We start from the raw sequence: 26,660 nt of genomic DNA on the forward strand, positions 1-26,660 counted from the left end.
ACCTCTCACGGCAAGCTCGACCGTCGTGCCCTCCCTCCTCCCGAGGCCACCGATGCAGCAGCAGCGGCTCACGTCGCGCCGCGCACTCCCACGGAGGAACTGCTCGCCGGACTCTGGGCGGAGGTGTTGCGACTGGAGCGTGTCGGCGCCGAGGACGATTTCTTCGCGCTCGGGGGGCACTCACTGCTGGCCACGCAGGTCGTGGCGCGCTTGCGCAGCACCTTCCGGATCGATCTCCCGCTGCGAGCACTCTTCGAGTCACCCACGGTGGCTCGGCTCGCCGCGAACATCGATGCCGTGCTCCAGGCCCACCACGGCAGTGAGATTCCGCCACTCGTCCCCACCGCGTCCGAGGCCGATGCCCCGCTGTCGTTCGCGCAGCAACGCCTGTGGTTCCTGGATCAACTCCAGCCCGGGACGGGCACGTACAACATGCCCCGAGCGCTCCGGCTGGAAGGGCTGCTGGACGTCGCTGCCCTGGAGCGTGCCTTCACCGAACTGCTCCATCGTCACGCGGCGCTCCGCACGTCATTCCCCCAGCAGGACGGCGAACCCACGCAACGCATCACGCCGTCCGGTCCCTTTGCCCTGGAGGTCCTCGACCTGAGTGCCCGGGAGGATCGCGAGGATGCAGCCCGCCGCCTGACCGAAGCCGAAGCCTCAACGCCCTTCTTGCTCGCCACCGGGCCCGCGATCCGCGTTCGCCTGCTTCGTCTGGAGGCGCGCCGCCACATCCTCCTCCTGACGATGCATCACATCGTCTCGGATGGATGGACCATGGGCATCCTCGTGCGCGAGCTGTCCGAGCTGTACCAGGCCTTCACGCGCGACCTGCCCTCGCCCCTGTCGAAGCTTGGCCCGAGCTACGCCGACTATGCGCGCTGGCAACGCAGCTGGCTCCAGGGAGAGCACCTGGATCAGCAGCGCGAGTGGTGGCGCAAGCAGCTCGCGGGAGCAAACCAGGCGCTCGAACTGCCCACCGACTTCCCACGTCCGCCCACGCAGTCCTTCGACGGCGCGACGCTCCACTTCCAGCTCCCCCTCGCGCTGAGCGAGTCGCTCCAAGCGCTCGGACGGAAGCACGGCGCCACGCTGTTCATGACGTTGCTCGCCTCCATCCAGACGCTGCTGGCGCGTCACGCGGGACAGGAGGACATCGTCGTCGGCTCGCCCATCGCGGGGCGCCGCTTCGCGGAGCTGGAGGGACTCGTCGGCCTCTTCGTCAACACCATCGCCCTGCGCTCACGTCTGGATGATGACCCCACGTTCGTTCAGCTTCTCGGTCGCGTGCGCGAGGCCACGCTCGGCGCGTATGCCCACCAGGACATCCCCTTCGAGAAGCTCGTCGAGGAGCTTCAGCCCCGCCGAGACCTGAGCCGCGCCCCGCTCTTCCAGGCGATGCTCATCCTCCAGAACGCGCCGCAGTCGGTCGCGGATGCCTCAGTTCCCGACGCCCTCACCATCCAGCCCATCGAGGTGGACAACGGCGCGGCGAAGTTCGACCTCACGTTCACCTTCACGGCCTCCAGCCAGGGACTGGTCGGTGCGCTGAACTACGCCACCGCGCTGTTCCAAGAGGACACCGCGCGGCGCATGCTCGCGAGGCTGCGTGTCCTGCTGGAGGCCGTGGTCCAGACACCTGAGTCCCGCGTCCAGGACCTTCCCCTGCTCACGAGCGACGAGCGGCGGGAGGTGCTGCGAGCCTGGAACGACACCGCGCGCCCCTTCGACGCCACGTGCCTCCATCTCCAGTTCGAGGCGCAAGCCTCGCGGACACCCGATGCGCTCGCGGTCGCCTTCGGAGACACACGACTCACGTACCGACAGCTCCACGAGCGGGTGCTGCGCATGTCTCGCCAGCTCCGCGACTTCGGACTCCAGGCGGACGAGCGCGTGGCCCTGTGTGTGCGCCGCTCGCCGGACATGGTCGTGGCGCTGCTGGCCATCCTTCACGCGGGTGGCGCCTACGTCCCGCTGGATCCGGCCTATCCCATCGAGCGCCTGACCTGGATGCTCCAGGACTCTGGCGCGAAGGTCCTCCTCACGCAGCGGGACCTGCTCGGCTTCATCCCCGCGGAGGGACTCCCGACCGTCCTCCTCGACGAGGTCGCCCAGGCGCCCGAGTCAGCCCTCCCACCGAGCGACGTGCGAGCGGACAATCTCGCGTACATCATCTACACGTCGGGCAGCACGGGACGCCCCAAGGGCGTCATGGTGACGCATCGGACCGCAGCCAACTTCCTGCACGCGATGGATGCGCTGCTGGACAAGAACGCGGGCGGCACATGGCTGGCCGTCACCAGCATCTCCTTCGACATCCACGTCCTGGAGCTGCTGTGGACATTGTCGCGAGGCTTCCACGTCGTCCTGCATGACGAGCAGGCCGCGGCCCGAGGCGCCGCGCTCCCACTCCCGGAAGTGCTGCGTCGCCACACCATCACCCACTTGCAGTGCACGCCGCCCTTCGCGCGAGCGCTGCTCCTGGCGCCCGAGTCCCTCGCCTCGCTCGGCGCACTGCGGCACCTGATGATGGGCGGCGAGGCCCTGCCGCGCCCGCTGGCTGAACAGCTCAAACAGGTCCTGCCCAGCACGGCGCTGACGAACATGTACGGGCCGACCGAGGTCACCGTCTGGTCCTCCACGCACACCGTCGCCTCGGGGGAGGACTCCGCGACCGTCTCCATTGGCGCGCCCGTCGCGAACACCCAGTACTACGTGCTCGACACGAAGGGACGGCCCACGCCCCGGGGCGTTCCCGGTGAGCTGTTCATCGCGGGTGCTGGCGTGGTGCGCGGCTATCACGGACGACCGGAGCTCACGGCGGAGCGGTTCATTCCAGATGCGTATTCGGATCGTCCGGGCGCGCGCATGTACCGCACGGGAGACCTGGCGCGCTGGCGGCATGACGGCACGCTCGACTTCCTCGGCCGCACCGACTTCCAGGTGAAGGTGCGAGGCTTCCGCATCGAACTCGGCGAGGTTGAAGCAGTCCTCGCACGCCACGAAGCCGTGCGTCAGGCGGTGGTGGGCGCGCAGCAAGACAGCGCGGGAGACGGCCGGCTGGTGGCCTGGGTCGTGCCAACCACTGGGAACGGGGTGAGCGCGAGCGCCCTGCGCGAGTACGCCCGCAAGCACCTGCCCGAGCACATGGTTCCATCGCTCGTGGTGCCAATGGACGCCTTCCCGCTCACGCCGAGCGGCAAGGTGGATCGCAAGGCGCTGCCTTCGCCCGACACGTCGGGGTTGGAGCGCCGGCACGTGCCCCCCGCCACGGAAGCGGAGCAGCGCGTCGCGGACATCTACGCGGAGCTCCTCGGCGTTCCCACCGTGGGCGCCACGGATGGGTTCTTCGAGTTGGGAGGCCACTCCTTGCTCGCCACGCGGCTGATGTCGCGCATCCGCAACGCGTTCGCGGTGGAGCTGCCGCTCCAGGTGGTCTTCGAGGCGCCGACGGTGGCCGCCCTCGCCGCACGCATCGAGGCGTCGCTGCGGACTGGCGCCCACGCCGCGCGGGCCGCCATCGAGCCCGTGTCTCGCACGGACGAGCTTCCCGCGACGCACGCGCAGCAGCGCCTGTGGCTGCTCGATCAGCTCGCGCCAGGGAGCCCCGCCTACAACATCCCCATCGCCCTGCCGCTGTCCGGCACCTTGGACGTCGAGGCGCTCCGACAGGCCCTCGAGGCACTCGTGCATCGCCACGAATCGCTGCGCACGCGCTTCCGAGAGGGAACAGCCGGGCCGGTGCAGGTCATCGAGGCACCGTCTTCGCTGACACTCGACCTCGTCGATCTGCGTGAGCAGCCACGCGAGCACCGAGAGGCCGAGGCGGCGCGGCTCGCGGAGGCCGATGCGCAGCGGCCCTTCGACTTGGGGACGGGGCCGCTCTTGCGCGCTTCGCTCATCGTCTTGGAGGAGCACGAGCACGTGCTGCTCCTCAACGTCCACCACATCATCTCGGACGGCTGGTCCCTGGGAGTGATGGTGCGCGAGATGGCGGAGCTGTATCGCGGCTTCACCTCGGGCACGCCCGCGCGCCTCGCGCCGCTCCCGTACCAGTTCGTCGACCACGCGGTGTGGCAGCGACGCTGGCTGGAGTCCGGTGAGCTGGAGCGTCAGCTCGCGTGGTGGAAGACGCAACTCGATGACGTGCCGAGAGAGCTGGAGCTGCCCACGGACCGTCCGCGCGTCCATCGCGACATTCCCCGGGGCGAGCACCTGTCGGTGAACCTGCCGCTCGCGCTGTCCGAGGCGCTGGAGGCGTTCTGCATCCGAGAAGGCGTCACGCCCTACATGTTCCTGCTCGCCGGGTTCCAGCTCTTGCTGGCGCGCTACTCGGGACAGGACGACATCAACGTGGGCTCGCCGCTCTCGGGGCGCGATCGCTCCGAGATGGAGGGGCTGGTCGGCTTCTTCACGAACACGGTGGTGATGCGCACGCGCTTGGGAGGAGACCCCACCGTGCGCGAGCTGCTGCGCCGCGTCCGCACCACCACGCTGGATGCCTTCGCCCATCAGCATGTCCCGTATGAGCAGCTCCAGCCCATGCGCGACCTGCGGCAGGCCCCGCTCTTCCAGGTCATGTTCATCCTGCAGAACATGCCGCCCGCGGAGCTGGCGGTGACGGGCCTCACGTTCCGCCACGTGACGCGCCAGCCTCGGGCCGCCAAGTTCGACCTGACGCTCACCCTGCTGCGAGGCCCGCAGGGCTTCACCGGCGACCTGGAGTACGCCAGCGACCTGTTCGACCCCTCCACGGTCGCCAGGATGATGCGGCACCTGGAGACCTTGCTCGCGGCGTTCCTCGCGAAGCCCGAGCAGCGCGTCTCCACGCTGGACCTGCTCGGCGGAGAGGAGCGGGCCCAGCTCCTGTTCGCCTGGAACGACACGCGCGCGGACTTCCCCGACGCGTGCATCCACACCCTCTTCGAGGCACAAGCGCGCCGTGCCCCGCGCGCCATCGCCGCCCGCTACGAGGGCGTGGACCTCACGTACCAGGAGCTGGATGCCCGAGCGAACCAACTCGCGCACGCGCTGCGACGCCGAGGCGTGGGGCCCGAGACGCGCGTGGCCCTGAGCGTCGAGCGCTCGCTGGATGTGGTCATCGGATTGCTGGGCATCCTCAAGTCCGGCGGCGCGTGGGTCCCAGTGGATCCGCAGCTCCCGCGCGAACGCCTGGCCTTCATGCTGGAGGACAGCGAGGCCGCCGCCCTGGTGACACGCGCGTCGCTGCTGGAGCGATTCCCCGCGTCGCTCCATCCCCAAGCGCTCTGCCTGGACACGGATGCCGGGACGCTCGCGCGGGAGAGCGCCGAGGCGCCTCGGTCCGGAGTGACGCCCGAGCACCTCGCCTACCTGCTCTACACGAGCGGCAGCACGGGCAAGCCCAAGGGCACGGCGATCATCCACCGGGCCGTGGCCAACCTCGTCACACACGAGGCGGTGGCGTATGGCATTGGCCCCGGCAGCCGCGTGTTGCAGTTCGCCAGCCTGAGCTTCGACCTGTCGGTGGAGGAGATCTTCACCACGCTCTGCACCGGTGGAACGCTGGTGCTCGCGCCGCTGGAGAAGCTGATGCCCGGCGTGCCGCTCCAGGAGTTCCTGCGCGCCGAGGCCCTCACGGTCATCAGCCTCACGCCCGCCGCCCTGGCCGCCACGTCTCCCGAGGGACTGCCCGCCCTGCGCACGGTCATCTCCGGCGGAGAGGCGCTGCCGGTGGATGTCCTCGCCCGATGGGCCCCCTCGCGAACGGTCCTCAACACCTACGGCCCCACCGAGGCCACGGTCGTGGCGACGCTCGCGGAGGTCCGCGCGGATGGTCGCCGTCCCTCCATCGGTCGTCCGCTCGCCAACGTCCGCGCCTACGTGCTCGACGCGCAGGGCTCCCCCGTGCCCATCGGCGTGAAGGGCGAGCTGTATCTGGGCGGCGTCGGCGTGGCGCGAGGCTACCCAGGCCGCCCGTCGCTCACCGCCGAGCGCTTCATCCCGGATGCGCTGGGCACCGAGCCCGGAGCCCGGCTCTATCGCACGGGTGACGTGGTCCGCTGGCGCGATGACGGCACGTTGGACTTCGTGGGCCGCGCCGATGCACAGGTGAAGGTGCGCGGCTTCCGCATCGAGCTGGGTGAAGTGGAGGCCGCGCTCGCGCGACTGCCGCAGGTGCGCGAGGCCGTGGTGTTGGCGCGCGAGGACGGGCCCGGTGGGAAGCGGCTCGTCGGCTACGTCGTGGCACACGAGGGCGTGGAGACCGAAGGCACGCAGGTACGCGAGGCGCTCAAGGCCGAGCTGCCCGAGTACATGGTCCCCTCCGCGGTCGTCGTCCTCCCGCGCCTGCCGCTGACCTCCAACGGCAAGGTGGACCGCAAGGCCCTCCCCGCGCCGGACTACTCGGGAGACGCGCGCGCCTACGTCGCGCCCGCGACGCCCACCGAGGAGCAGCTCGCGGCGCTGTATGGCCAGTTGCTCGGCGTCCCGCGCGTGAGCGCCCGTGACAGCTTCTTCGACCTGGGAGGCCACTCGCTCCTGGCGACACAGGCCATCAGCCGGATCCGCCAGGGCTTCGCGGTGGAGCTGCCGCTGCGCACCCTGTTCGAGGCCCCCACCGTCGAGGGACTCGCGCGTCGCATCGACTCGGCCCTCGCGGGACAGGGACTCTCGCCGACGCCGCGGCAGGCCCGCGCGCGTCCGGTCCTGCCCCAGCCCATCCTCCCGCTGGAGGAGGCCGCCGCGAACGAAGCCCTGCGCCCGACGCCCGTCGAGGAGCAAGGTGTCCCCGAGGCCTGGAACGCCACGGACACGGCCTATGCGCCCGACGCATATCCCGTCCGGGGGCTCGCGGAACAAGCCGCGCGTCATCCCGAGCGCCTCGCGGTCGAGGGGAACGGCACGCGCCTCACCTATCGAGAGCTGTACGACCGCGTGCTGCGCATCTCCGGTCGACTTCAAGCCCTGGGCGTCCGAGCGGATGACCGCGTCGCGCTGTGCGTGCGCCGGTCTCCCGAGATGGTCGCGGCGATGTACGCCATCCACCACGCGGGCGCGGCCTACCTGCCGCTGGATCCGAGCTACCCCGTCGACCGCCTGGGCTGGATGCTCCAGGACTCGGGTGCGCGGGTGCTCATCACCGAGTCCCCGTTGTTGGGGCTCGTGCCCACGGAGGATCGCACCGTCGTCCTGCTCGACGAGGCGATGCAGGGCCCGCCTGCCACGGCGGAGGGCGCGGTCCATCCCGACAACATCGCGTACGTCATCTACACCTCGGGCAGCACCGGCCGCCCCAAGGGCGTGATGGTTCCGCACCGAGCCGTCACCAACTTCCTGCCGACGCTGGATGGGCCGCTCGAGAGCGCTCGGCCCGGCACGTGGTTGGCCGTCACCAGCATCTCCTTCGACATCCACGTCCTGGAGTTGCTGTGGACGCTGTCGCGCGGCCTCCAGGTCATCCTCCACGACGAGCACGCCGCCGCCCGAGGCACCGCGCCGTCCCTGTCACGGCTGCTCCGCGAGAACACCGTCACCCACTTCCAGTGCACGCCCGCGTTCTCGCGCTCGTTGGTGCTCGCGCCGGACTCCCTCCCGTTCCTCGGCTCGCTGCGACACATGATCGTCGGTGGCGAGGCGCTCTCGGGTCCGCTCGGCCAGAGCCTGCGCGCGGCCCTGCCGCAGGCAGCGCTCACCAACATGTACGGGCCCACGGAGACCACCGTCTACTCGACCCGCTACCCGGTGCCGGAGGGAGAGCTTCCGGCCACGGTCTCCATCGGCACGCCGCTCGCCAACACGCGCGTGTACGTGCTGGATGCCGAGGGGCAGCGCGTGCCCGTGGGCGTTCCCGGTGAGCTGTACATCGCGGGCGACGGCGTGGTGCGTGGCTATCACGGACGCCCCGACCTCACGGCCGAGCGCTTCGTGCCGGATCCGTTCTCGACGACGCCGGGTGCTCGCATGTATCGCAGCGGCGACCTGACGCACTGGAGCACCGAAGGCACGCTCGAGTTCATGGGCCGCACGGACTTCCAGGTGAAGGTGCGCGGCTTCCGCATCGAGCTGGGCGAGGTCGAGGCCGTCCTCGCGCGACACCCGGACGTGCGCCAGGTGGTCGCGGGCGCGCACCGCGATGCCTCGGGCGATGGGCGCCTGGTGGCCTGGGTGGTGCCACAGCCGGGGATGGACGTGAACGCGACCGCCCTGCGCGAGCACGCACGCCAGCACCTGCCCGAGCACATGGTGCCGTCGCTCTTCACCGCGATGGAGTCCTTCCCCCTCACGCCCAACGGCAAGGTGGATCGCAAGGCGCTGCCCGCACCGGACGCCTCTGGACTGGCACATCAGTACGTCGCGCCCGCGTCCGCGCGAGAGCGACAGGTCGCGGACCTCTACGCCAGCCTGCTCCGCGTGGGACGCGTGGGAGCCCTGGACAGCTTCTTCGAGCTGGGCGGTCACTCCCTGAGCGCGACCCAGGTCCTCTCCCGCATCCGGCAATCCTTCGGGGTCGACCTCCCGCTGAGCGACTTCTTCTCCGCCGCCACGGTGCGAGCCGTGGCGCGGCGAATCGACGAAGAGGCCGCGTCACAGCCCGTCACGACCTTGCCCGCCCTGAGGGCACGACAGGACATCGAGCATCCACCGCTCTCCTTCGCGCAGCAGCGCCTGTGGTTCCTCGCGAAGCTCGAGCCCGACAGCGCCTCGTACAACATCCCCGTCGCGGTGCTCCTGGACGGTGTGCTCGACGTGGCCGCACTCGCGGGCGCCTTCCGCGACCTCCAGCTGCGACATGAGTCGCTGCGCACCACCTTCCACGAGCACGCCCATCAGCCGTTCCAGCACATCGAGGCTCGGCCCGCGTTGCCCGCGAGCTGGGTGGACCTGAGCGGGCCTTCGAGCCAGGCGGCAGACACCCTCGTGCGAGACCTCTTCCAGTACGAGGCATGGCTGCCCTTCGACGTGGAGACGGGCCCCCTGTGGCGCGTCCTCGTGGCGCGTCTGTCGGAGGAGCGGCACGCGCTGCTGCTCACGATGCACCACGCCATCTCGGATGGCTGGTCCATGGGTGTGCTCATCCAGGAGCTGACCGCGCTCTACTCCGCGCGAGCGACCGGAGTGGCTCCGCGTTTGGAGCCGCTCCCCATCCAGTACGCGGACTTTGCGCTCTGGCAACGGGACTGGCTGCGCGATGACGTGTTGGAGGCCCAGCTCGACTGGTGGAAGGGCCAGCTCCAGGGCGCGCCGTCGTTCCTGGCCCTGCCCACGGACAAGCCACGGCCCGCCACGCGCAGCGTCCACGGCGCGGCGCATCCGTTCCAGTTCCCTCGGGAACTCTCCGACGCGCTGCACGCGCTCTGTCGCCAGGAAGGCGTCACGCCGTCCATGGTCATTCTCGCGGCGTTCCAGCTCCTGCTGTCCTGGTACAGCGGACAGGACGACATCAGCGTGGGCTCGCCCATCGCGGGCCGGACGCAGCCGGAGCTGGAGGGGCTCATCGGCTTCTTCGTCAACACGCTGGTGCTGCGCACCCGCCTCGACGGAGTCACGACCTTCCGCGAACTGCTCGACCGCGTGCGCACCCTGACGCTCGGGGCCTACGCGCATCAGGACGTCCCGTTCGAGAAGCTCGTGGAGGCGCTGCGCCCCGAGCGCGTCCCGGGCCGCTCGCCGCTCTTCCAGGTCATGGTCGCGTACCAGAACGCCCCCATGCCCGAGGTGCTGGGGCCCCAGCTGCGGATGTCGCCCTACAAGCTGGAGCACCGCGCCGCGCTGTTCGATCTCACCCTGGCCATCAGTGACCGAGGCCAGGGGCTTCGTGGACAGCTCGAATACAGCACCGACCTGTTCGAGCCCTCCACGGCGGCGCGCATCGTGGGACACCTGCGCATGCTCCTGGAGTCGGTCCTCGCGAATCCCTCGCGACCGCTCGCGACCGTCTCGCTGCTGACGGAGGACGAGCGCCGGCTCCTCATGGAGCGCTGGCGCGACGCGGACGCCGCGACCCTCGCCGACGCCAGCCTCTATCGCCTGTTCAAGGCAAAGGCGCTGGCGACCCCGGACGCGCTCGCGGCGGAGTGGGAAGGCCACACGCTCACGTGGCGGGAGCTGCACGAACGCGCCCGCACCATCTACCGGGCACTGCTCGCCCAAGGCGTCCTCTCGCTTCCCGCCGCGCCGCCCGTGGTCGCCGTGCCGCGCACGGAGTCGCTGCCGCTCTCCTTCGCGCAGCAACGCCTGTGGCTGATCCACCAACTCGAACCGGACAGCCCCAGCTACAACATCCCCTCGGCGGTCCGCCTGGAGGGCGCGCTGCACGTCGACGCGCTCCAGCAGGGACTCTCGGAGCTGGTGCGTCGGCACGAGGCGCTGCGCACGCTGTTCCAGGAGCACGCGGGCAACCCCGTCCAGCGCATCCTGCCGCCGACGCCGTTGGAGCTGACGCGCGTGGACCTGATGCACCTCGGCGCGGGCGCGTTGGACGAGGCCCGACGCCTCGTGTTCGACGAGAGCACGCGGGGTTTCGACCTCGCCAAGGGGCCGCTGCTGCGGGCCTCGCTCCTGAAGCTCAAGCCCGAGGAGCACCTGCTCGTGCTCAACATGCACCACATCGTCTCGGACGGCTGGTCCATGGGCGTGCTGGTGCGCGAGCTGGCCGCGCTCTACCAAGCCTTCTCCGAGCGACGCCCGTCACCGCTCCCCGAGCTACCGCTGCAGTACGCCGACTTCGCCGTGTGGCAACGAAAGTGGCTCGACGGTGACGCGCTCGACGCGCAGCTCACCTATTGGAAGCGGCAGCTCACGGGAGCGCCCGCGATGCTCGAGCTGCCCACGGACAAGCCGCGCCCCGCCGTGCAGACCTCGCGCGGCGCCTATGTCCCCGTGCAGTTCTCCACCGCGCAGAGCGAGGCGCTCGCCACGCTCTGCCAGCGCGAGGGCGTCACGCCGTTCATGGCCCTGCTGGCCCTCTGGCAGGTGCTGCTCGCCCGGTACTCAGGGCAGGAGGACATCAGCGTCGGCTCGCCCATCGCGGGCCGTCAGCGCGGCGAGACGGAGAGCCTCATCGGCTTCTTCGTCAACACGCTCGTCCTCCGAGGACGCGTGGAGGGCGCGCGATCCTTCCGACAGCTCGTCCAGGACGCGAAGGAGACCGCGCTCGGAGCGTACGCACACCAGGATCTCCCCTTCGAGAAGCTCGTCGAGGAACTCCAACCACAGCGCAGCCTCAGCCACTCGCCGCTGTTCCAGGTGCTGCTCGTGCTGCAGAACACGCCGGCCACCACGCTCGCCCTGCCGGGGCTCACCTTCCTGCCCTTCGAGCGGGACTTCGAAGCCGCGAAGGCCGACCTCACCCTGTCCCTGGTCCAGGCGCCCACCGGACTGTCTGGCTGGCTGGGCTACCGCACGGACCTCTTCGAGCGACGGACGGTGCTTCAGCTCGTCGAGCACCTGCGCACGTTGATGGACTCGGCGCTCGCGAATCCGGAGGCACGGCTCGACTCGCTGTCGTGGCTGACCGCCTCGGAGCGGACGCGCGTGCTGGAGACCCTCCAGGTCGCGCCGCTCGTGGAGACCCCGCCTCGCCTCCTGCACACGCTCATCGCGGAGCAGGCGGCACAGCATCCCGAGCGCCCCGCGGTCGCGAGTGAGGGACGCGTCCTCACGTATGGCGAGCTGGACGCACGGGCGAATCAGCTCGCGTGGCACTTGCGAGAACTGGGAGTGGGGCCGGACGCTCGCGTCGCGCTCTGCCTGGAGCGCTCGGTGGACACGGTCATCGCCCTGCTTGGCATCTGGAAGGCAGGGGGCGCGTATGTCCCGATGGATCCCGCCCAGCCGTCGCTGCGCCTGCAGTCCCTGGTGGAAGAGATCGGCGCCGCCGCGCTGGTGACCGTCACCACCCGCTCCCAGACCCTGCAAACGCCCCATACGCCGCACGTATGCCTGGATGGCGATGCACCGCGAATCACGCGGCATCCCACGTCCGCGCCTTCCGTCACCCAGCATCCGGAGCAACTGGCCTACGTGCTGTTCACCTCCGGCTCCACGGGACGGCCCAAGGGCGTGGGAGTCACGCACGCGAACCTGCACGCCTACGTCGAAGCCGTCACCGAGCGGCTCTCGCTCACCGAGTGCGCGAGCTTCGCGATGGTCTCCACCTTCGTGGCGGACCTGGGCAACACCGTGCTCTTCCCCGCGCTCCGCACGGGTGGATGGCTCCACGTGCTGTCCCAGGAGTGCGCGTCCAGCCCGGACCTGCTGGCGGAGTACTTCCGACGCCACGCCATCGACTGCATGAAGATCGTCCCGTCGCACCTCTCCGCGCTGCTGACCGCACGACACCCGCGCGACGTGCTGCCACGCAAGCGGTTGGTGTTGGGCGGAGAGTCCTCCACCTGGCCGCTGCTGGAGACCGTGCATGCCCTGGCTCCCGAGTGCGAGGTCCACAATCACTACGGCCCCACCGAGACGACCGTGGGTGTGCTGGCGGGGCGCGTGACGATGCCCGTCCCCCAGCCCGCGCCAACGTCGGTGCCGCTCGGATGGCCGCTGGCCGGGACGCGCCTGTACGTCCTCGACGCCACGCTGCGCCCTGTTCCCATGGGAGTCCCGGGCGAGCTGTACGTCGCGGGGGCGCAGGTGACGCGGGGATACCTCGGCCGGCCTGAGCTGACCGCGGAGCGCTACGTGCCGGACCTGCACGCCCCCACGCCGGGCGCGCGCATGTATCGCACGGGAGACCGGGTGCGCTGGCTCACGGACGGTCGGGTGGAGTTCCTCGGCCGCGTGGACTTCCAGGTGAAGGTACGCGGGTTCCGCGTCGAGCCAGGAGAAGTGGCCCAGGTCCTGCGCGAGCTGCCCACCGTGAACGACGTGGTCGTCGTCGCGCGCGCGGACGCCACGGGAGACCAGCGGCTGGTGGCTTATGTGGTGCCGGCGTCGCTGTCCGCGTCGGAGCTGCGTGAAGCCCTCCAGCAGCGGCTACCCGAGTACATGGTGCCGTCTACCTTCGTGCTGTTGGACGCCCTGCCCCTGACGCCCAACGGCAAGGTCGATCGAAACGCACTGCCTGCGCCCACGGCCATGGCCTCCACGGTCGAGCACGTCGCCCCCGCGACCGAGCAGGAGACCCAGGTGGCGCGGGCCTTCGCGGAGGTGCTGCGACTGGAGCGCGTGGGCGCCGAGGATGACTTCTTCCAGCTCGGTGGACATTCGCTCCTCGCGGTCCGGCTGATGGCGCTGCTGCGCGAACGGACAGGCGTGGCGCTCCCGCTCGCGGCGCTGTTCCAGGGCTCCACGGTGAGACGCCTCGCGGCGCGGCTCGAAGCCGGAGTCCACGCACGCCGCCCCAACCTCGCGCGGCTCGATGCGGGCCGAGCCGAGAGCCGCCCCGTCTTCTTCATCCACGGCGGCGGCGGCGAGGTGCTCAGCTACACGGAGCTGGTCCATCAACTGGGAGATGCGCACGTCCTCTACGGGGTGTCCGCACCGGGACTGGAAGGCGGAGCCCTTCCGCCGCCGACGATGGAGGCGCTCGTCCGCCACTACCTGGAGCAACTCCGAGACGTGCAGCCCAGCGGGCCGTACCGACTCGCGGGCTGGTCGTTCGGAGGCGTCGCGGCCTACGAGCTGGCGCGTCAGCTCGAAGCCCTCGGAGAGCAGGTCGAGCTGTTGGCGCTGCTGGACAGCTACGCGCCCAGCGGCACCCCAGAGCCCGAGCCGCCGCCGCTCGCGAGGCTGGCGCGCTTCGCGAAGATGCTGGGAGTCACCCTGGACGATGTCCCCGAGGACGAATTGGAGCGCCTGACCGAGCTGCGCGGGCAGGAGCAAGTGACACGGATGATGGAGTTGGTGCGCACGATGCCGACGGCGGGCGCCCTGGACGCGGCGCAGGCCGAGCGCGTCTTCTCCGTGCATGAGCGTTTGAGCGAGGCCCAACGCGGCTACGTGCCCGCGAGTCCCTTCGGAGGCACGGCGCACTTCTTCCCAGCGGAGTCACGTCGAGCCACCCCGGGCCTGGCCTCGGATGGAGGCTGGTCCACCTGGATCCACGGGGGCCTCACGGTGTGCGAGCTGCCCGGAGACCATCAGTCCATCCTCCAAGCGCCCCAGGTGGCGACGCTCGCGGAGCACCTGAAAGCGCTCTTGCTCGCGCTGGAGGAACAGCCTCTCTGACGCGAGGCAAGCAGTCCGTGAAGCTCAAGCCGGTCGGCGCCAGTGGATGGATGGCGCCGACCTCGGTCACGGAAGCCGTCGCCGATAGCGCTCCCCCCACTCCTTCAGCTCGAGGAGGACGGGGACGAGGCTGCGCCCGAATGGCGTCAGCTCATACTCCACGCGTGGAGGGACCTCGGCGAAGACCGTGCGCTTGACCAGCCCGTCCTGCTCGAGTTCGCGCAACTGCAACGTCAGCATGCGCTGGGTGCAGTTGGGCAACAGGCGGCGAAGCTCTCCGAACCGGAGCGTCCGCGTCGACAGCCAGTAGAGGACGACGCCCTTCCAGCGCCCACCAATCACCGCGAGCGCTGACTCCACCGAGCATCCGCTCTTGCCTTCCGTGCGTCGTGCCATCCCAATGGTTCCTTTTTGGGTACTACCTACCAACATTGTGCGTACTTGCGGATGCGCATGAATCTGACGAGAACGCACGTTATCAAGCCGCTGCGCGGGCGTACTCGTGAGCGACCTCGGGTGACGTGGGTTCAAGAGGTCCGACGAGGGACGGGGCAACCACAAGGAGAATGTCGATGTCGTCGACCAGCAAGCCACTCATCACGGTCGTAGGCGCAACGAGCAAGCAGGGGCGCAGCGCGGTCCAGTCGCTGCTCCAGAGCGGTCGCTACCGCGTGCGCGCCTTGACGCGCAAGACGGACACGCCGGAGGCCAGGAGCCTCGCGGAGAAGGGCGCGGAGCTCGTCGCCGTGCCGCTCGAACTCGGGCACAAGAAGGCGCTCGTCGAGGCGTTCCGCGGGTCCTCCGGCGCGTTCCTGATGACGCCACCCATGGCGCCCGGTTCAGGCGAAGTGGAGGTCGGCAAGCAGCAGGCGGACGCGGCCGTCGAAGCGGGCGTGCAGCACGTGCTCTTCACGGGCCTGGAGAACGTCGACACGATCTCCGGCGGGAAGAAGTACGCGCCGCACTTCACGGAGAAGGCCCAGGTCGAGGAGCACATCCGCACGCTCCCCGTCGCCAGCTCGTTCATCTACCTCGCGTACTTCTACACGAACTTCGTCGAGTACTACCCGCCGCACGTAGAGGGCGACACGGTCGTCTTCCCCATGTACCTCCCGAAGGACTTCCGAGCGCCGTTCGTGGATCCGCTCACCGCGGCCGGCCCAGCCGTTCTGGAGATCTTCAGCAACCGGGACAAGTACGCAGGTCAGGCGCTGCCAGTCATCGGAGAGTTGCTCACGCCCCAGGAGATGGTCGAGACGTTCACGCGCGTGACAGGCAAGAAGGCCGCCTACGCCTCCGCGTTCAAGCGGGAAGAGTTCATCCACCACTTCCCGCAGTTCGCTGGCAACGAGGCCTTCCTCCGAGAGGCGGAAGGGATGGTCCAGTACACCGTCGAGTACGGCTACTACCGCAAGGACCGCGACCTCGAGTGGAGCCGGCGGGTCGATCCCCACGCGGCCACCTGGGAGCAGTTCCTGCGCCGGACGGGCTGGCAAGGTGAAGCGCGGCGCTTCGGGCAGTAGGTCGGCGAGGCCCGTCGTTGACACTCCCGTGACATGAGCCACGGGAGCACCTCGCGCAAGGCGCGAAGGTTGACTGCGGGAATGCAGTTTCAGTGACAACCCGCAGTGGCTTCGGTGTTCTCTTGCGGTGCGTTCGCCACCTGCTCCCGCGCTTCTCGCGGACCGTGGCGTCACGCCTCAAGGGAAGAACCATCATGACTCCGTCACTCTCGTCACGGGCGTCCTCCATCCACGGCGCTCGACGCCCTCGATTCTTGAGGTGGAGGGCTCCCGTCGCGCTCGGGCTCTGCACCCTCATCGCCGTGGGCTGCGGAGACGACCCCAAGAATCCGGAGAACCCGAATCCGGTGCCCGAGTACACGCGCGTCGACAACGCGGCCCTGGACGCGATGCCGGGTGTCTACCCCAACACCCTCCGCAACTCGGACAGCGGGGACCTTCCGGTCGCCTTGCTGGGGTCTGAAGGACTCGATGTCACCACCGTTGACCTCAACACGGTGGCGCTCACGTCTCGCACGGGGAAAGGAAAGGTGCCGGCGCGCAGCGTGGAGACTCCGCGGGACGTGAACGGCGACGGACGCCTGGATGCCGTCTTCAACTTTCCCCTGTCGGCCCTGCGCGACGCGGGCGTGATCTCCGAGGAGGACAACCGGGTCCTCTTCGATGCGAAGACCCAGAGCGGCGCGGTCATCTCCGCGCAGGATGGCGTGAGCGACGCCCGCCATGTCGTGGCGAAGCTCCCCATCCCCACCGGGAAGTACGCGCTGGGTACCACCGAGTTCACGTGGACGGACTCGGCGCGAGAGGAGTCGTTCACCCAGGCCCCCGACGATCATCGCGTCGTGCAAGTGCGGCTCTGGTATCCCGCGCGCCCAATGCCGCAGGCCCAGCCGGCCCCCTACTTCCTCCATCCTGTCGAGGGAGAGTTGCTCGCCACGGATCAAGGCTTCCCGACGCAGATGTTCGGGTTCTACTTCGCCCATTCGGTGCGCGACGCGGCGCTGGCAGAAGGCTCCGAGCGCTTCCCCGTCGTGCTCTTCTCCCCAGGCTATGGCACGGGGACGGCGCTCTACAGCGGCGCGATCGAGGAGCTGACGAGCCAGGGCTACGTCGTGGCGGCCATCTCCCATCCCTTCACCGGAGGGCCCGTCGTGTTGCCGGACGGCAAGGTGCTGCCGCACACCATCGAGATCTCTCCGACCAATGAGGCCCAGAACGCCCACATCCAGGCGGTCTGGACCGGGGATGCGCGGTTCGTGCTCGACCAACTCGAGAAGCTCGGCACCGAGGCATCGGGCAGTCGCTTCGCGGGGAGGCTCGACTTCACGCGGGTGGGCATGTTCGGTCACTCGTTCGGCGGCTCGACCTCCGCGGATGCCTGCCGCACGGACGCGCGCTTCAAAGCGGGACTCAACATGGATGGGAGCTTCCACGGAGACATGGACGTCGAGGTCCACGCCCCGTTCCTGATGCTGAACAGCGAAGAGGCCGCCCTGGACCCCACGCGGTCCGCCTTCTTCAAGAAGCTGCGCGCCATCGGTTACAACGCGACCGTCCACGGCACCCAGCATTTCAGCTTCAGCGACATCGCCCTCGCCCTCCCGTTGGTGCAGGTCTATGTCCCCCAGCTCACCGGCAAGGACATCCAGATCGGGAGCCTGGAGGGCTCACGCGCGTTCTCGCTGACCAACACGTACGTGCGAGCCTTCTTCGACAAGCACCTGCGCGGGAACACCGCGCCCCTGCTGGACGGTCCCTCACCGGAGAACCCGGAAGTGGACTTCGCGGTCTACCGCCCCTGAGGGTGCACGCCCCACGAGCGCGGTGGCGCACGTCACCGCGCGCCAGCACGCGGTCCTGACGGACCAGACCGCGTGAAGCGCTCCCGCAGGAGTTCGATGAAGTGGGTCAGCGGCGCGGGCCGCTGGCGGGTCGCGCGGGTGACGGCGCTCCAACGACGCCGGACGCCCCGAGGCGTCAGCCGAACCGTGTGCAACCCCTGGCGCTGAGTCGGCAGCATCCACTCGGGCAGTGCCGTCACGCCAATGCCCCCACGCACCAGCTCGATGAGTGCCTCCGTGAGCGGCACGGGGGACACCCGCTGCGGCTCGACGCCCGCGGGCCAGAGCACGCGCGTGAAGACATCGAGCTGCTCGCGAGGCGCCGCGTACGTGAGCAAGTGCTCATGCACCAGGTCCTCCGCCGTCGCGTAGCTCCGACGCGCCAGCACGTGATCCGAGGGGACCACCAGCAACAGTTCATCCTGGAAGAGCGCGGTCTGCGCCAGCCGAGGCTGCCGGGGCACATCCGTCGTCAGCGCGAGATCCAACTCACCGTTCAGCAATGCCCCGAGCGGCTGACGCGTGGCCTCCAGGACGATGCGCAGCTCGACGCGTGGGAACTCGGCCTGCCATCGCCCCAGGATGGGCGGCAGCCAGCCGTATACCGTGTAGCAACCCGTGCTGAGCCGGAGCAGATCATCCTGCGGATTGGCGCGGCAGGCCGCCTCGGCCTGGGCCACCTCGTTCAGGACCCGCCGAGCGGAGAGGAGCAGCTTCTCCCCCGAGCCCGTCAGCAGCAGGCGCCGCTGACGGCGCTGAAAGAGCTGGACGCCCAAGCGCTCCTCGGCGTCGCGAAGTTGGTGGCTCAAGGCCGAGGACGTGAGGTGCAGCCGCCGGCTCGCGGCGGCAAGGCTCCCGGTGTCCGCGACCGCGGCGATCAGCTTGAAGTGGCGAAGCTCGAGCATGCACGCTGAGCTTCACATGAATGAAGTTCAGCATCTTCTCAAAATCGTTTCGCTGCGCTCATGACGGGGTCATCCCTAACGTAGGCGTCCCCCACCCAGGAGGACGAATGCCCCCGTCAGACCAAGCCCCAAGGAAGCCGATTCCCGTTGAATCTCCATGGACCACCCTGCGCGTCGATGACATCGAGCCAGTCGTCGTCGGCCCTGGGTGCATTCGAATCGACCTGCCGAGCCCACCCAACGTGAGGGTCTGGGTCGTGGACATGGCCCCAGGGAGTCAGTGGCCCATCGTGGACTTCCACGAAGCAGGTGAAGCGGTGTTCGTGGTGAGGGGAGAACTCATCGAAGGGGACCAGCGCCTGGGGCCGGGCTCGTACGTGGCCTTTGCTCCCGACAGTCGCCATCGCTCCCGAACCGAGACCGGCGTGCGCCTCTTCGGCATGAACCCTCTGGCCCCGGTGGAGCGATGAGCCAGAACGCCCTCCCCTCATCGCCCCACGAGGAACCGTCGAGCGAGCCAGCCGCGCACACGCCAACGCGTCGCCGAGACTTCCTGCGCGCGGCGGTGACGCTCTCCGCGGGCGCGCTGCTGCTCCCGCCTACGACGGCCCATGCACAGAAGCCCACCGACAGCGCCCCGCTCCGTGCGCAGCGGCTGGCCTGGGCCGGCGTGCGACTCCAACTGGGGCAGGACACCCTCTTCCTGGACCCGCTGGTCGATCCCGCCGTCTGGGGACCCGCGCTGAAGGATCCACTCACCGCAATGGAAGCCAGTGGAGGCAACCGCTTCGTCCTGGTGACGCATCGCCATCCGGACCACTTCGACCGGTTGGCCGTGAGACAAGCGCTGGGAGACTCCGGGACCCTGGTGTGCGCTCCAGACATGGCCGCCCTGGCTGCCGCAGCGGGATTCCGCGTGCGCACCGCTCCGCTCTACGAGCCCCTCCTGCTCAACGACTTCACCGCGACCGCCGTCCCGGCCGTGGATGGCTATGGAGACCCTCAGGTGTCGTGGATCGTCTCTGGCGGAGGCCGCCGCATCATCCACTGTGGCGACACGCTGTGGCACGGCTCGTGGTGGCACATCGGGCGCCAGTTCGGTCCGTTCGATGCGGCCTTCCTGCCCATCAATGGCGCACGCTTCGGCTGGCGCAAACCCGTGAGTGACGTGCATGCCGTCCTCACGCCTGAACAAGCGGTGGCGGCGGCCGTCGTCCTGGGCGCCCGACTCCTCGTGCCCATTCACTACGGCATCGCTCCCTCCGACGACTACCGCGAGGTGCCCAACGCGGAGGCCCAGCTCCTGGCCGCCGCGCGGGCGCGCAAGGTCGACGTGGAAGTGGCGCGCCCCGGAGAGTGGCTGACCTGGCGAGCCCGGACTTGACGAAGCGCGACACCGAGCATTTCAGCGTTCGCCGGCCCCAGACCGTGGTTTCGCGCCTCGCGGATCCACCCAGCAGCCGAGCCAGGGAGCGCTGAAGGGCACTGCCTCCCTCCCGAGCGACCCTCCCACGGGCCATTGCAGGAATGCCCTCGGGCGACTGCGCGCGACAGCAAGGGACCTCACCTTCTGTCCGAGGCACATGCCATGAGCCCGACCACGCCCAATGACCTGTCGCACGTGGTGGAGCAGCTCCGCCACAGGGATGCCTATGACCATCCCGTGGACCGCGTGAAGGTTCTCCAGACTCACATCTCGTACGTCCTGCTTGCGGGCGACTACGCCTACAAGCTCAAGAAGCCGGTCGACTTCGGCTTCTTGGACTTCCGCACGCTGGAGCAGCGCAAGCACTTCTGCCTGAGCGAGGTGGCGCTGAACTCCCGCCTCTCGCCCGAGATGTACCTCGGCGTGGAGCCCATCGTTCGCAGGGGCTCGCGGCTCCATCTGGGCGGAGAAGGCGAAGTGGTCGAGTACGCGGTGAAGATGCAGCGTCTGCCCTCGGAGCAGATGCTGGACGCGCGAATCGCCGCGGGGCGCGTGTCCACCGCGGACATCGAGCGACTCGCTCGGATGATGGAGCGCTTCCACCGCGCGGCCCCGAGCGGCCCCAGCGTGTCGCGCTTCGGAGTTCCCGCCGAGATTGCGCGCGACTGGGCGGAGAACTTCGACCAGTCCCGGCCCTTCATCGGGACGACGCACTCGGCCGCCCAGCATCGGCTGTGCCTCGAGTTCGTCCGCTCATCCCTGGTGCGCCTCCACAGCCTGTTCCTGGCGCGCATGCGGCAGCATCGGATTCGCGAGGGGCACGGGGATCTCCGCACGTCGGCGGTGTGCTTCGACGCGATGTGCCCCGATGGCATCTGTGTCTTCGACTGCATCGAGTTCAATCGCCGCTTCCGCTGCTGCGACGTGGCCTCGGAGATTGCCTTTCTCGCCATGGACCTGGAGCTGCACGAGCGCCCGGACCTGTCGGACGCGTTCGTGGACACCTATGTCGAGGCGAGCGGAGACCCAGGCGTGCGACGGCTCCTCCCCTTCTATGGCTGCTATCGCGCGTATGTGCGCGGCAAGGTGGACGGCTTCCGGCTCGACCAGTCCGAGTCCAGCCCACACGAGCGCGCCGAAGCCCTGCTCCAGTCTCGCAAGGCCTTCGAGCTGGCCTGTGGCTACGCGGACGAGGACCGGCCACCGCTGCTCGTCCTCATGAGCGGCCTGTCCGCCACGGGCAAGACGACCGTGGCACAAGCCCTCGCACGCCTGCGTGTCTTCGACGTGCTGTCATCGGACCGGATCCGCCGAGAACTCGCGGGCCTGACCTCCAATGCACGACACGTGACCGCCTATGGAGCGGGGCTCTACTCGAAGGAGCGTCGGCAGCGCGTGTACCAAGAGCTGCACCGCCGCGCCGCGGAGGCGCTCGCCGACGGGCGCTCGGTCATCCTCGATGCCACCCATGGAGAGCGGGCCCAGCGCGAGGAAGCGGCCTCACTCGCCCGCGAGCACGGGGCGTACTTCTTCGTCATCGAGTGTCGTGCGGACGAGTCCGCCGTGCGCCAGCGCATGGATGCCCGGGAGCGCGTCCACTCCGTCTCGGATGCACGCTTCGACACCTACCTCCAGCAACTCAGCCACTTCGAACCACTCGACGAACTGGATGACTGGAGCCACATCATCGTGGACACCTCGGCCTCGCTGGACGTGAGCACCGCGCGAGCGCTCCATGCGCTGGATGAGCGCCTGACTCCACGGGGCCTCGCGCCCGGGCCTCGCATCGACACGGCGCGACGACGCGAGGCCCTGGGCCTGCGAGGCTGACGTCAGGGTTGGATGGCGACCTTGAATACACCGTCCCGGCGCTCTCCGAAGAGGGCATAGGCCTCCTGGATGTCCGCGAGCCGGAAGCGATGGGTGATGAGCGGAGACAGGTCCACGCGCTTGCTGCGAACCACGTCCATGAGCCGCCGCATGCGCTCCTTGCCGCCCGGACAGAGCGTGGTGACGATGCGGTAGTCCCCGAGCCCAGCGGCGAACGCGTCATACGGAATCTGCAGCTTCCCCGAGTACACGCCCAAGCTGGACACCGTTCCACCGGGCCGGAGGCACCGCAGGCAGCTCTCGAAGGTCTGCGGCGTCCCGAGCGCTTCAATGGCGACATCCACGCCGCCACCGGTGAGTCGCCGCACCTCGGCCACGACGTCCTGCTGGCGGTAGTCGAGCACCACATCCACGCCCATCCGCTTGGCCATCTTCAGGCGCGACTCATCGCCATCGACCCCAATGACCAGCGTCGCGCCCATCAGCCGCGCGCCAATGGCAGCGCACAAGCCAATGGGCCCTTGCGCGAACACCACCACCGAGTCACCGATTCGCACCCCGGCCGACTCCGCGCCACTGAAGCCCGTGGAGGCAATGTCCGACAGGAGCACCACCTGCTCGTCCGTCAGCGCATCCGGGATGGGTGCGAGGTTCGCTTGGGCCGAGGGAACGAGGATGGACTCGGCCTGCGCACCGTTGAGGGTGTTGCCCAGGCGCCAGCCGCCCGCCTGCTCCCACCCACCCCCATGTCCACACTGCGCCGCCTGCCCAGACAGACACGCCCGACACTGGCCGCACGGCGTGATGGCGCCCACCAGCACGCGGTCCCCCACCTGGTAGCCCGTCACCCCCGGCCCCAGCTCCTGGATGACACCCACGGGCTCGTGCCCGATGACGAGCCCCGGCTTCACGGGGAACTCGCCCCGAACGATGTGCAAGTCCGTGCCGCACACCGTGGTGAGCGTCATCCGGATGACCGCCTCACCCGGTCCGGCACGGGGCGTCTTCACCTCTTCGATGCCGAAGCGGTTCACGCCGTGAAAGACATTGGCTCGCATGCGCTTCCTCCCTTGGGACATCCAATGGATGAAGTGTCTGCACGATGCCAACGGACGAGGCGCCCGGGGGCACACGGCCCCAGGCGCCCGCGCCCCCGTCCGCCGCGCGCGCCAGCAAGCGCCCAATCCGATGCTGAACGGCCAGCAGGACTGCCTCGACGGCCTCGTTCGCGCCGCGCGTCACTGACACCGATCGTGCTCCACCGGATACGTCATGCACCTCCAGGCCCGGCTGCTTCTCTCCTGGGTCGAAAACACTCTCCCTCCTCAAAAGGGGGTGGAAATGGCTCTTCGTGCGAGGACTTGGACATATCTCTTGGGGCTCGGCTGCATGCTCCTGGCTGGCGCAGCCCAGGCCATGGACGAGGCGACAGCGAATCGAGTCCTGCAGTTCGCCCAGCAGCAGGCGACCAAGACAGATGCGCTGGTCCCGGCGGGCCGCTATCCCCAGAGCACCACGAACGGCGGGTGGACCACCATCGACGCCGCCTCCCAAATTGACTGGACCCAGGGCTTCTTCCCTGGCGAGCTCTGGTACCTCTTCGAGGGCTCGGGCGTCGCCACCTTCAAGTCCCTGGCGACCACCCGCACGAACCCGCTGAAGGTCCAGCAGACCAACTCGACGACGCACGACACGGGCTTCAAGCTCATCACCAGCTTCGGCAACGCGTACCGCTTCACGGGGGACGAGGCCCAGCGGCAGGTGCTGCTCACGGGCGCGGCTTCGCTCGCCAAGCGATACAACGCCAATCTCGGCTACGTCGTGTGCTGCGATTGGAACCGGCCCAAGTGGCTCGCGCCGCTCTTCGTGGACACGATGATGGACATCGAGCTGCTCCTCTGGGGCGCCGCGCATGGTGGACAAGCCACCTGGCGGGACATGGCGGTCAACCACGCCCTCAAGACGCTCAATGTGCTCGTGCGCGCGGATGGCAGCTCCTTCCACATGGCGGACTTCGATCCGACCACGGGCGTCATGCGCCTGCGCGGCACCTTCCAGGGGGCCTCGGACAACTCCACCTGGGCTCGCGGCCAGACCTGGCTCATGTATGGCTACACCATGGTGTACCGGTACACGCGCGACCCGCGCATGCTGGCCGCGGCCCAGAAGACCACGGATTGGTATTTGAGCCACCTGCCCGCGGACAAGATCCCACTCTGGGATTTCAATGCTCCGGCGAACCAGCAGTTCAAGGACACCTCCGCGGCAGCCATCGCGGCCTCGGCGCTGTTGGAACTGGGCGGCTACGTGTCGGACACGGCCACCCGGCAACGCTACGGTGACGCGGCCCTCCGCATTCTCGATGCCCTCAGCGCGGCCCCCTACCTCGCCAGTGGGACGAGCAAGGCCAGCGTCCTCCAGCACGCCGTGGGCAACCTGCCCGCGGGCAAGGAGATCGATGTCGGCCTCATCTACGGGGACTACTACTTCGTCGAGGCCCTCCAGCGATTCCTGCAATGGGTGCGCATCCAGGCGGGCTTCGGCGCGCGGACCAGCTTCCCTGCGGGGGTGCATGCGCTCGGGACCAACAACACGGGCGTCGTCACGGTGAAGTTCGACGTGACGCCGCTGCGCTACCCCATGGATGGCGTCATCGGCTTCGCCGATACCTCCACGACCGTCACCGCCTTCTCCAGCCTCGCCATGGCCATCCGAATGAACACGGATGGCCGCTTCGACGTGCGCAATGGAGGCAGCTACGCCGCGCTCACCGCGGTGCCCTACGCGTTCAACACCACGTACCACGTGCGAATGGTGACGGACCTCAACGCCAAACGCTACAGCGTATGGGTAAGCCCTCCGGGCGGCGCCGAGATCCAGCTCGCGAACAACTATGCCTTCCGCACGGACGCGCCTCCCACGGATGATGTCGGCCAGGCGGTGCTCAACAGCACCACCGCCGACGACGCGTACTCGGTGACCAATCCCGTGGTGTCGGGCGCTCCTTCGACGGTCTGGCCTTCGCGGGTCGACTTCTCGGCGGCGGTGCACGACCTGGGAACCAACAACACCGGCACGGTTACGGCCGAGTTCGACGTGAAGCCCGCCCTGAGCCCGATGGATGGCGTCATCGGCTATGCCGACACGTCCACCCCCATCACCGGGTTCTCCAGCTCGGCCATGCTCATTCGCATGAGCACGGACGGCCGCTTCGACGTGCGCAACGGCGGGGGCTACACCGCGCTCACCACGGTGCCCTACACGGCCAACACGACGTACCACGTGCGCATGGTGACGGACCTCAACGCCAAACGGTACAGCGTGTGGGTGCGGCCCCCAGGCGGTTCGGAAATCCAGATCGCGAGCAACTATGCCTTCCGTTCGGACGCCCCCCTCACCAATGACCTGGGAAAGGTGACGCTCAATGGCACCACGGGGAATGACACGTACACGGTGACGAACCACATCGTGAGGCTCGGGGCCACCGTGATGCCTCCGCCCGAAGCCGCGGCCCTCGAAGGGGACAGTCCACTCGATGCCTCACTGCGGACCGAGGAGGGCTGCGCCGCGGCCCCGGGTCCCGGTGCGCTGGCCCTCTGCGGCGTCGTGCTGTGGTTGATGCGTCAGGGCAGGCGCTCGCGCAGGGCAGCCTCACCCGGTCCGACAGAGGGGTAACCCGATCTCGAGACCGCCGTTGCGTTCAAGCGTTCCATTTGAGCGCAGCCTATTCAGGGAGGCATGAACCCTCATCCTCCCATTGAGTCCGCTGTTGAGCCCGTCGCGCCCACGCCCCTCCTGACCCTCATGACGCACACCGCGTGGGCGAACCGGCAGCTCTTTGCCACCCTTCGCGCGGTCGAGTCCTGGGAGTCCCAGAAGGGCGCGGACTTGATCCTGCGGGTCCTCGATCACATCCATGTCGTCCGGCGCGTCTTTCAAGCTCACTTGCTGGGCGAGGCGCACGGCTTCCAGTCTCCCCAGCGGGCGCTCATTCCCTCACTCCAGGAACTCGACCTCGAATTCGAGACCATCGACCGCTGGTATGTGGAGACCACGGCGTTGCTCCGCCCAGAGGAACTCGCACGACCTCGCGAGGTGCGCTTCACCGACGGGAAGCTCGTGACGATGACCGCGGCCACGATGCTCCTCCACGTGGTCACCCATACCATCCATCATCGAGGCAACGTGGACGCCATCCTGTATCAAGCGGGACTGCCACGTCGGAGGGATGGCGTCCCCGAGTTCCTCGTCAGCCAAGCGTCCGCCACGTGACCGAGGTGAGCCCTTGCGTCGGCGTCATGCCGAACTGCTCCCGGAAGACGCGACTCAGGTGAGCGCTGTCCGCGAACCCGGCGGAGATCGCGGCAGCGCTCAGGCTCTCTCCGGCCTCCACGGCGGCGATGGCGCGGCGCAAGCGCTTCCACCGCAGATACGCGCGCATCGGGAGTCCAAAGTCACGCGCGAAGGCATGACGCATCTGCCGGGGAGACAGCCCGGCCTCGCGTGAAAGGCTTGCGAGGTCGACGGGGTCGGCGCGGTCGAGGTACTCGCACATCTTGCGTGCCGCCGGGTGACGCGGCCTCGGCGGCAGTCGCAATTCGACGGAGGCGAGGATCGCGGCGATGAGTGTGCGTGCCTGCTCCGGCGTCGGATTGCGAGGGATTGTCACCTCGAGCGTCTCACGCCTCCAGGTCTCGCACCGAGGCTCGGCGGAGCGAGCGAGCGCGCGGCTCACCCAGTCGTCTCCGTCGAGAAACAGCATGGCGGCATGAGAGCACGCGCCGTGTCCATGAGACAGGCGCGGAGGAATGACGGCCGTGCACGCATGAATGCGACCGTTGGCACCATCCTCGATGTCGAGCCCCGCTGGCGCGACGATGATCTGCGCCGCATGGTGCGCGTGCCGCTTCGTGGCCACCAGCGGCCCCACGTAGAGCATCGGCGCCCCAGACGCGAACAAGGTACCGTCCAACCGTGCCAG

The 26,660-nt window shown here is 68.9% G+C and carries 12 protein-coding genes; 8 read left to right on the plus strand and 4 right to left on the minus strand.

Features of this window, described 5'->3' with window-relative positions:
- On the plus strand, positions 1–14,154 hold a 14,154-nt coding region (locus tag JGU66_33850; GenBank protein ID MBJ6765766.1), incomplete at its 5' end, for an amino acid adenylation domain-containing protein.
- A gap of 66 nt (positions 14,155–14,220) precedes the next feature.
- Here JGU66_33850 and JGU66_33855 read toward each other — a convergent pair.
- Positions 14,221–14,550, minus strand: coding sequence for a helix-turn-helix transcriptional regulator (locus JGU66_33855; GenBank protein MBJ6765767.1), 330 nt, complete (start codon positions 14,548–14,550; stop codon positions 14,221–14,223).
- A gap of 176 nt (positions 14,551–14,726) precedes the next feature.
- Between JGU66_33855 and JGU66_33860 the strand changes: the two genes are divergently transcribed.
- Both JGU66_33860 and JGU66_33865 read left to right on the plus strand, forming a co-directional pair.
- Positions 14,727–15,677, plus strand: a complete 951-nt coding sequence (locus JGU66_33860; protein ID MBJ6765768.1) for an NmrA/HSCARG family protein — start codon at positions 14,727–14,729, stop codon at positions 15,675–15,677.
- 194 nt (positions 15,678–15,871) lie between these two features.
- Positions 15,872–17,479, plus strand: coding sequence for a hypothetical protein (locus tag JGU66_33865; GenBank protein MBJ6765769.1), 1,608 nt, complete (start codon positions 15,872–15,874; stop codon positions 17,477–17,479).
- 32 nt (positions 17,480–17,511) lie between these two features.
- Here JGU66_33865 and JGU66_33870 read toward each other — a convergent pair whose 3' ends face one another.
- Positions 17,512–18,423 carry a LysR family transcriptional regulator gene (locus JGU66_33870; GenBank protein MBJ6765770.1) on the minus strand — a complete coding sequence of 304 codons (912 nt, stop codon included), beginning with the start codon at positions 18,421–18,423 and terminating at the stop codon, positions 17,512–17,514.
- Between the two features lie 20 nt (positions 18,424–18,443).
- Between JGU66_33870 and JGU66_33875 the strand changes: the two genes are divergently transcribed.
- The 3 genes from JGU66_33875 (at position 18,444) to JGU66_33885 (ending at position 21,679) form a co-directional block, all read left to right on the plus strand.
- Positions 18,444–18,893, plus strand: a complete 450-nt coding sequence (locus tag JGU66_33875; protein MBJ6765771.1) for a cupin domain-containing protein — start codon at positions 18,444–18,446, stop codon at positions 18,891–18,893.
- Positions 18,890–19,807, plus strand: a complete 918-nt coding sequence (locus JGU66_33880) for an MBL fold metallo-hydrolase (protein MBJ6765772.1) — start codon at positions 18,890–18,892, stop codon at positions 19,805–19,807. The genes JGU66_33875 and JGU66_33880 overlap by 4 nt, the downstream gene beginning before the upstream one ends.
- A gap of 204 nt (positions 19,808–20,011) precedes the next feature.
- The gene (locus JGU66_33885) at positions 20,012–21,679 is read left to right on the plus strand and encodes an AAA family ATPase (GenBank protein MBJ6765773.1); all 1,668 of its coding nucleotides are present in this window, start codon (positions 20,012–20,014) and stop codon (positions 21,677–21,679) included.
- A 2-nt stretch (positions 21,680–21,681) separates the two neighbouring features.
- On the opposite strand, the gene JGU66_33890 is transcribed toward JGU66_33885, so the two are convergent.
- Positions 21,682–22,737, minus strand: a complete 1,056-nt coding sequence (locus JGU66_33890; GenBank protein ID MBJ6765774.1) for an alcohol dehydrogenase catalytic domain-containing protein — start codon at positions 22,735–22,737, stop codon at positions 21,682–21,684.
- 283 nt (positions 22,738–23,020) lie between these two features.
- On the opposite strand from JGU66_33890, the gene JGU66_33895 reads away from it, so the two are divergent.
- Together JGU66_33895 and JGU66_33900 are read left to right on the plus strand one after the other, a co-directional pair.
- Positions 23,021–25,354, plus strand: coding sequence for a glycoside hydrolase family 88 protein (locus JGU66_33895; GenBank protein MBJ6765775.1), 2,334 nt, complete (start codon positions 23,021–23,023; stop codon positions 25,352–25,354).
- Between the two features lie 63 nt (positions 25,355–25,417).
- Positions 25,418–25,951: a hypothetical protein gene (locus JGU66_33900; protein MBJ6765776.1), complete on the plus strand. Its 534-nt coding sequence runs from the start codon at positions 25,418–25,420 to the stop codon at positions 25,949–25,951.
- Here JGU66_33900 and JGU66_33905 read toward each other — a convergent pair.
- The gene (locus tag JGU66_33905) at positions 25,929–26,639 is read right to left on the minus strand and encodes a helix-turn-helix transcriptional regulator (GenBank protein ID MBJ6765777.1); all 711 of its coding nucleotides are present in this window, start codon (positions 26,637–26,639) and stop codon (positions 25,929–25,931) included. The genes JGU66_33900 and JGU66_33905 overlap by 23 nt on opposite strands.
- Between the last annotated feature and the right edge of the window lie 21 nt (positions 26,640–26,660).

This window comes from Myxococcaceae bacterium JPH2 (genome assembly GCA_016458225.1).
Classification (GTDB): Bacteria; Myxococcota; Myxococcia; order Myxococcales; family Myxococcaceae; genus Citreicoccus.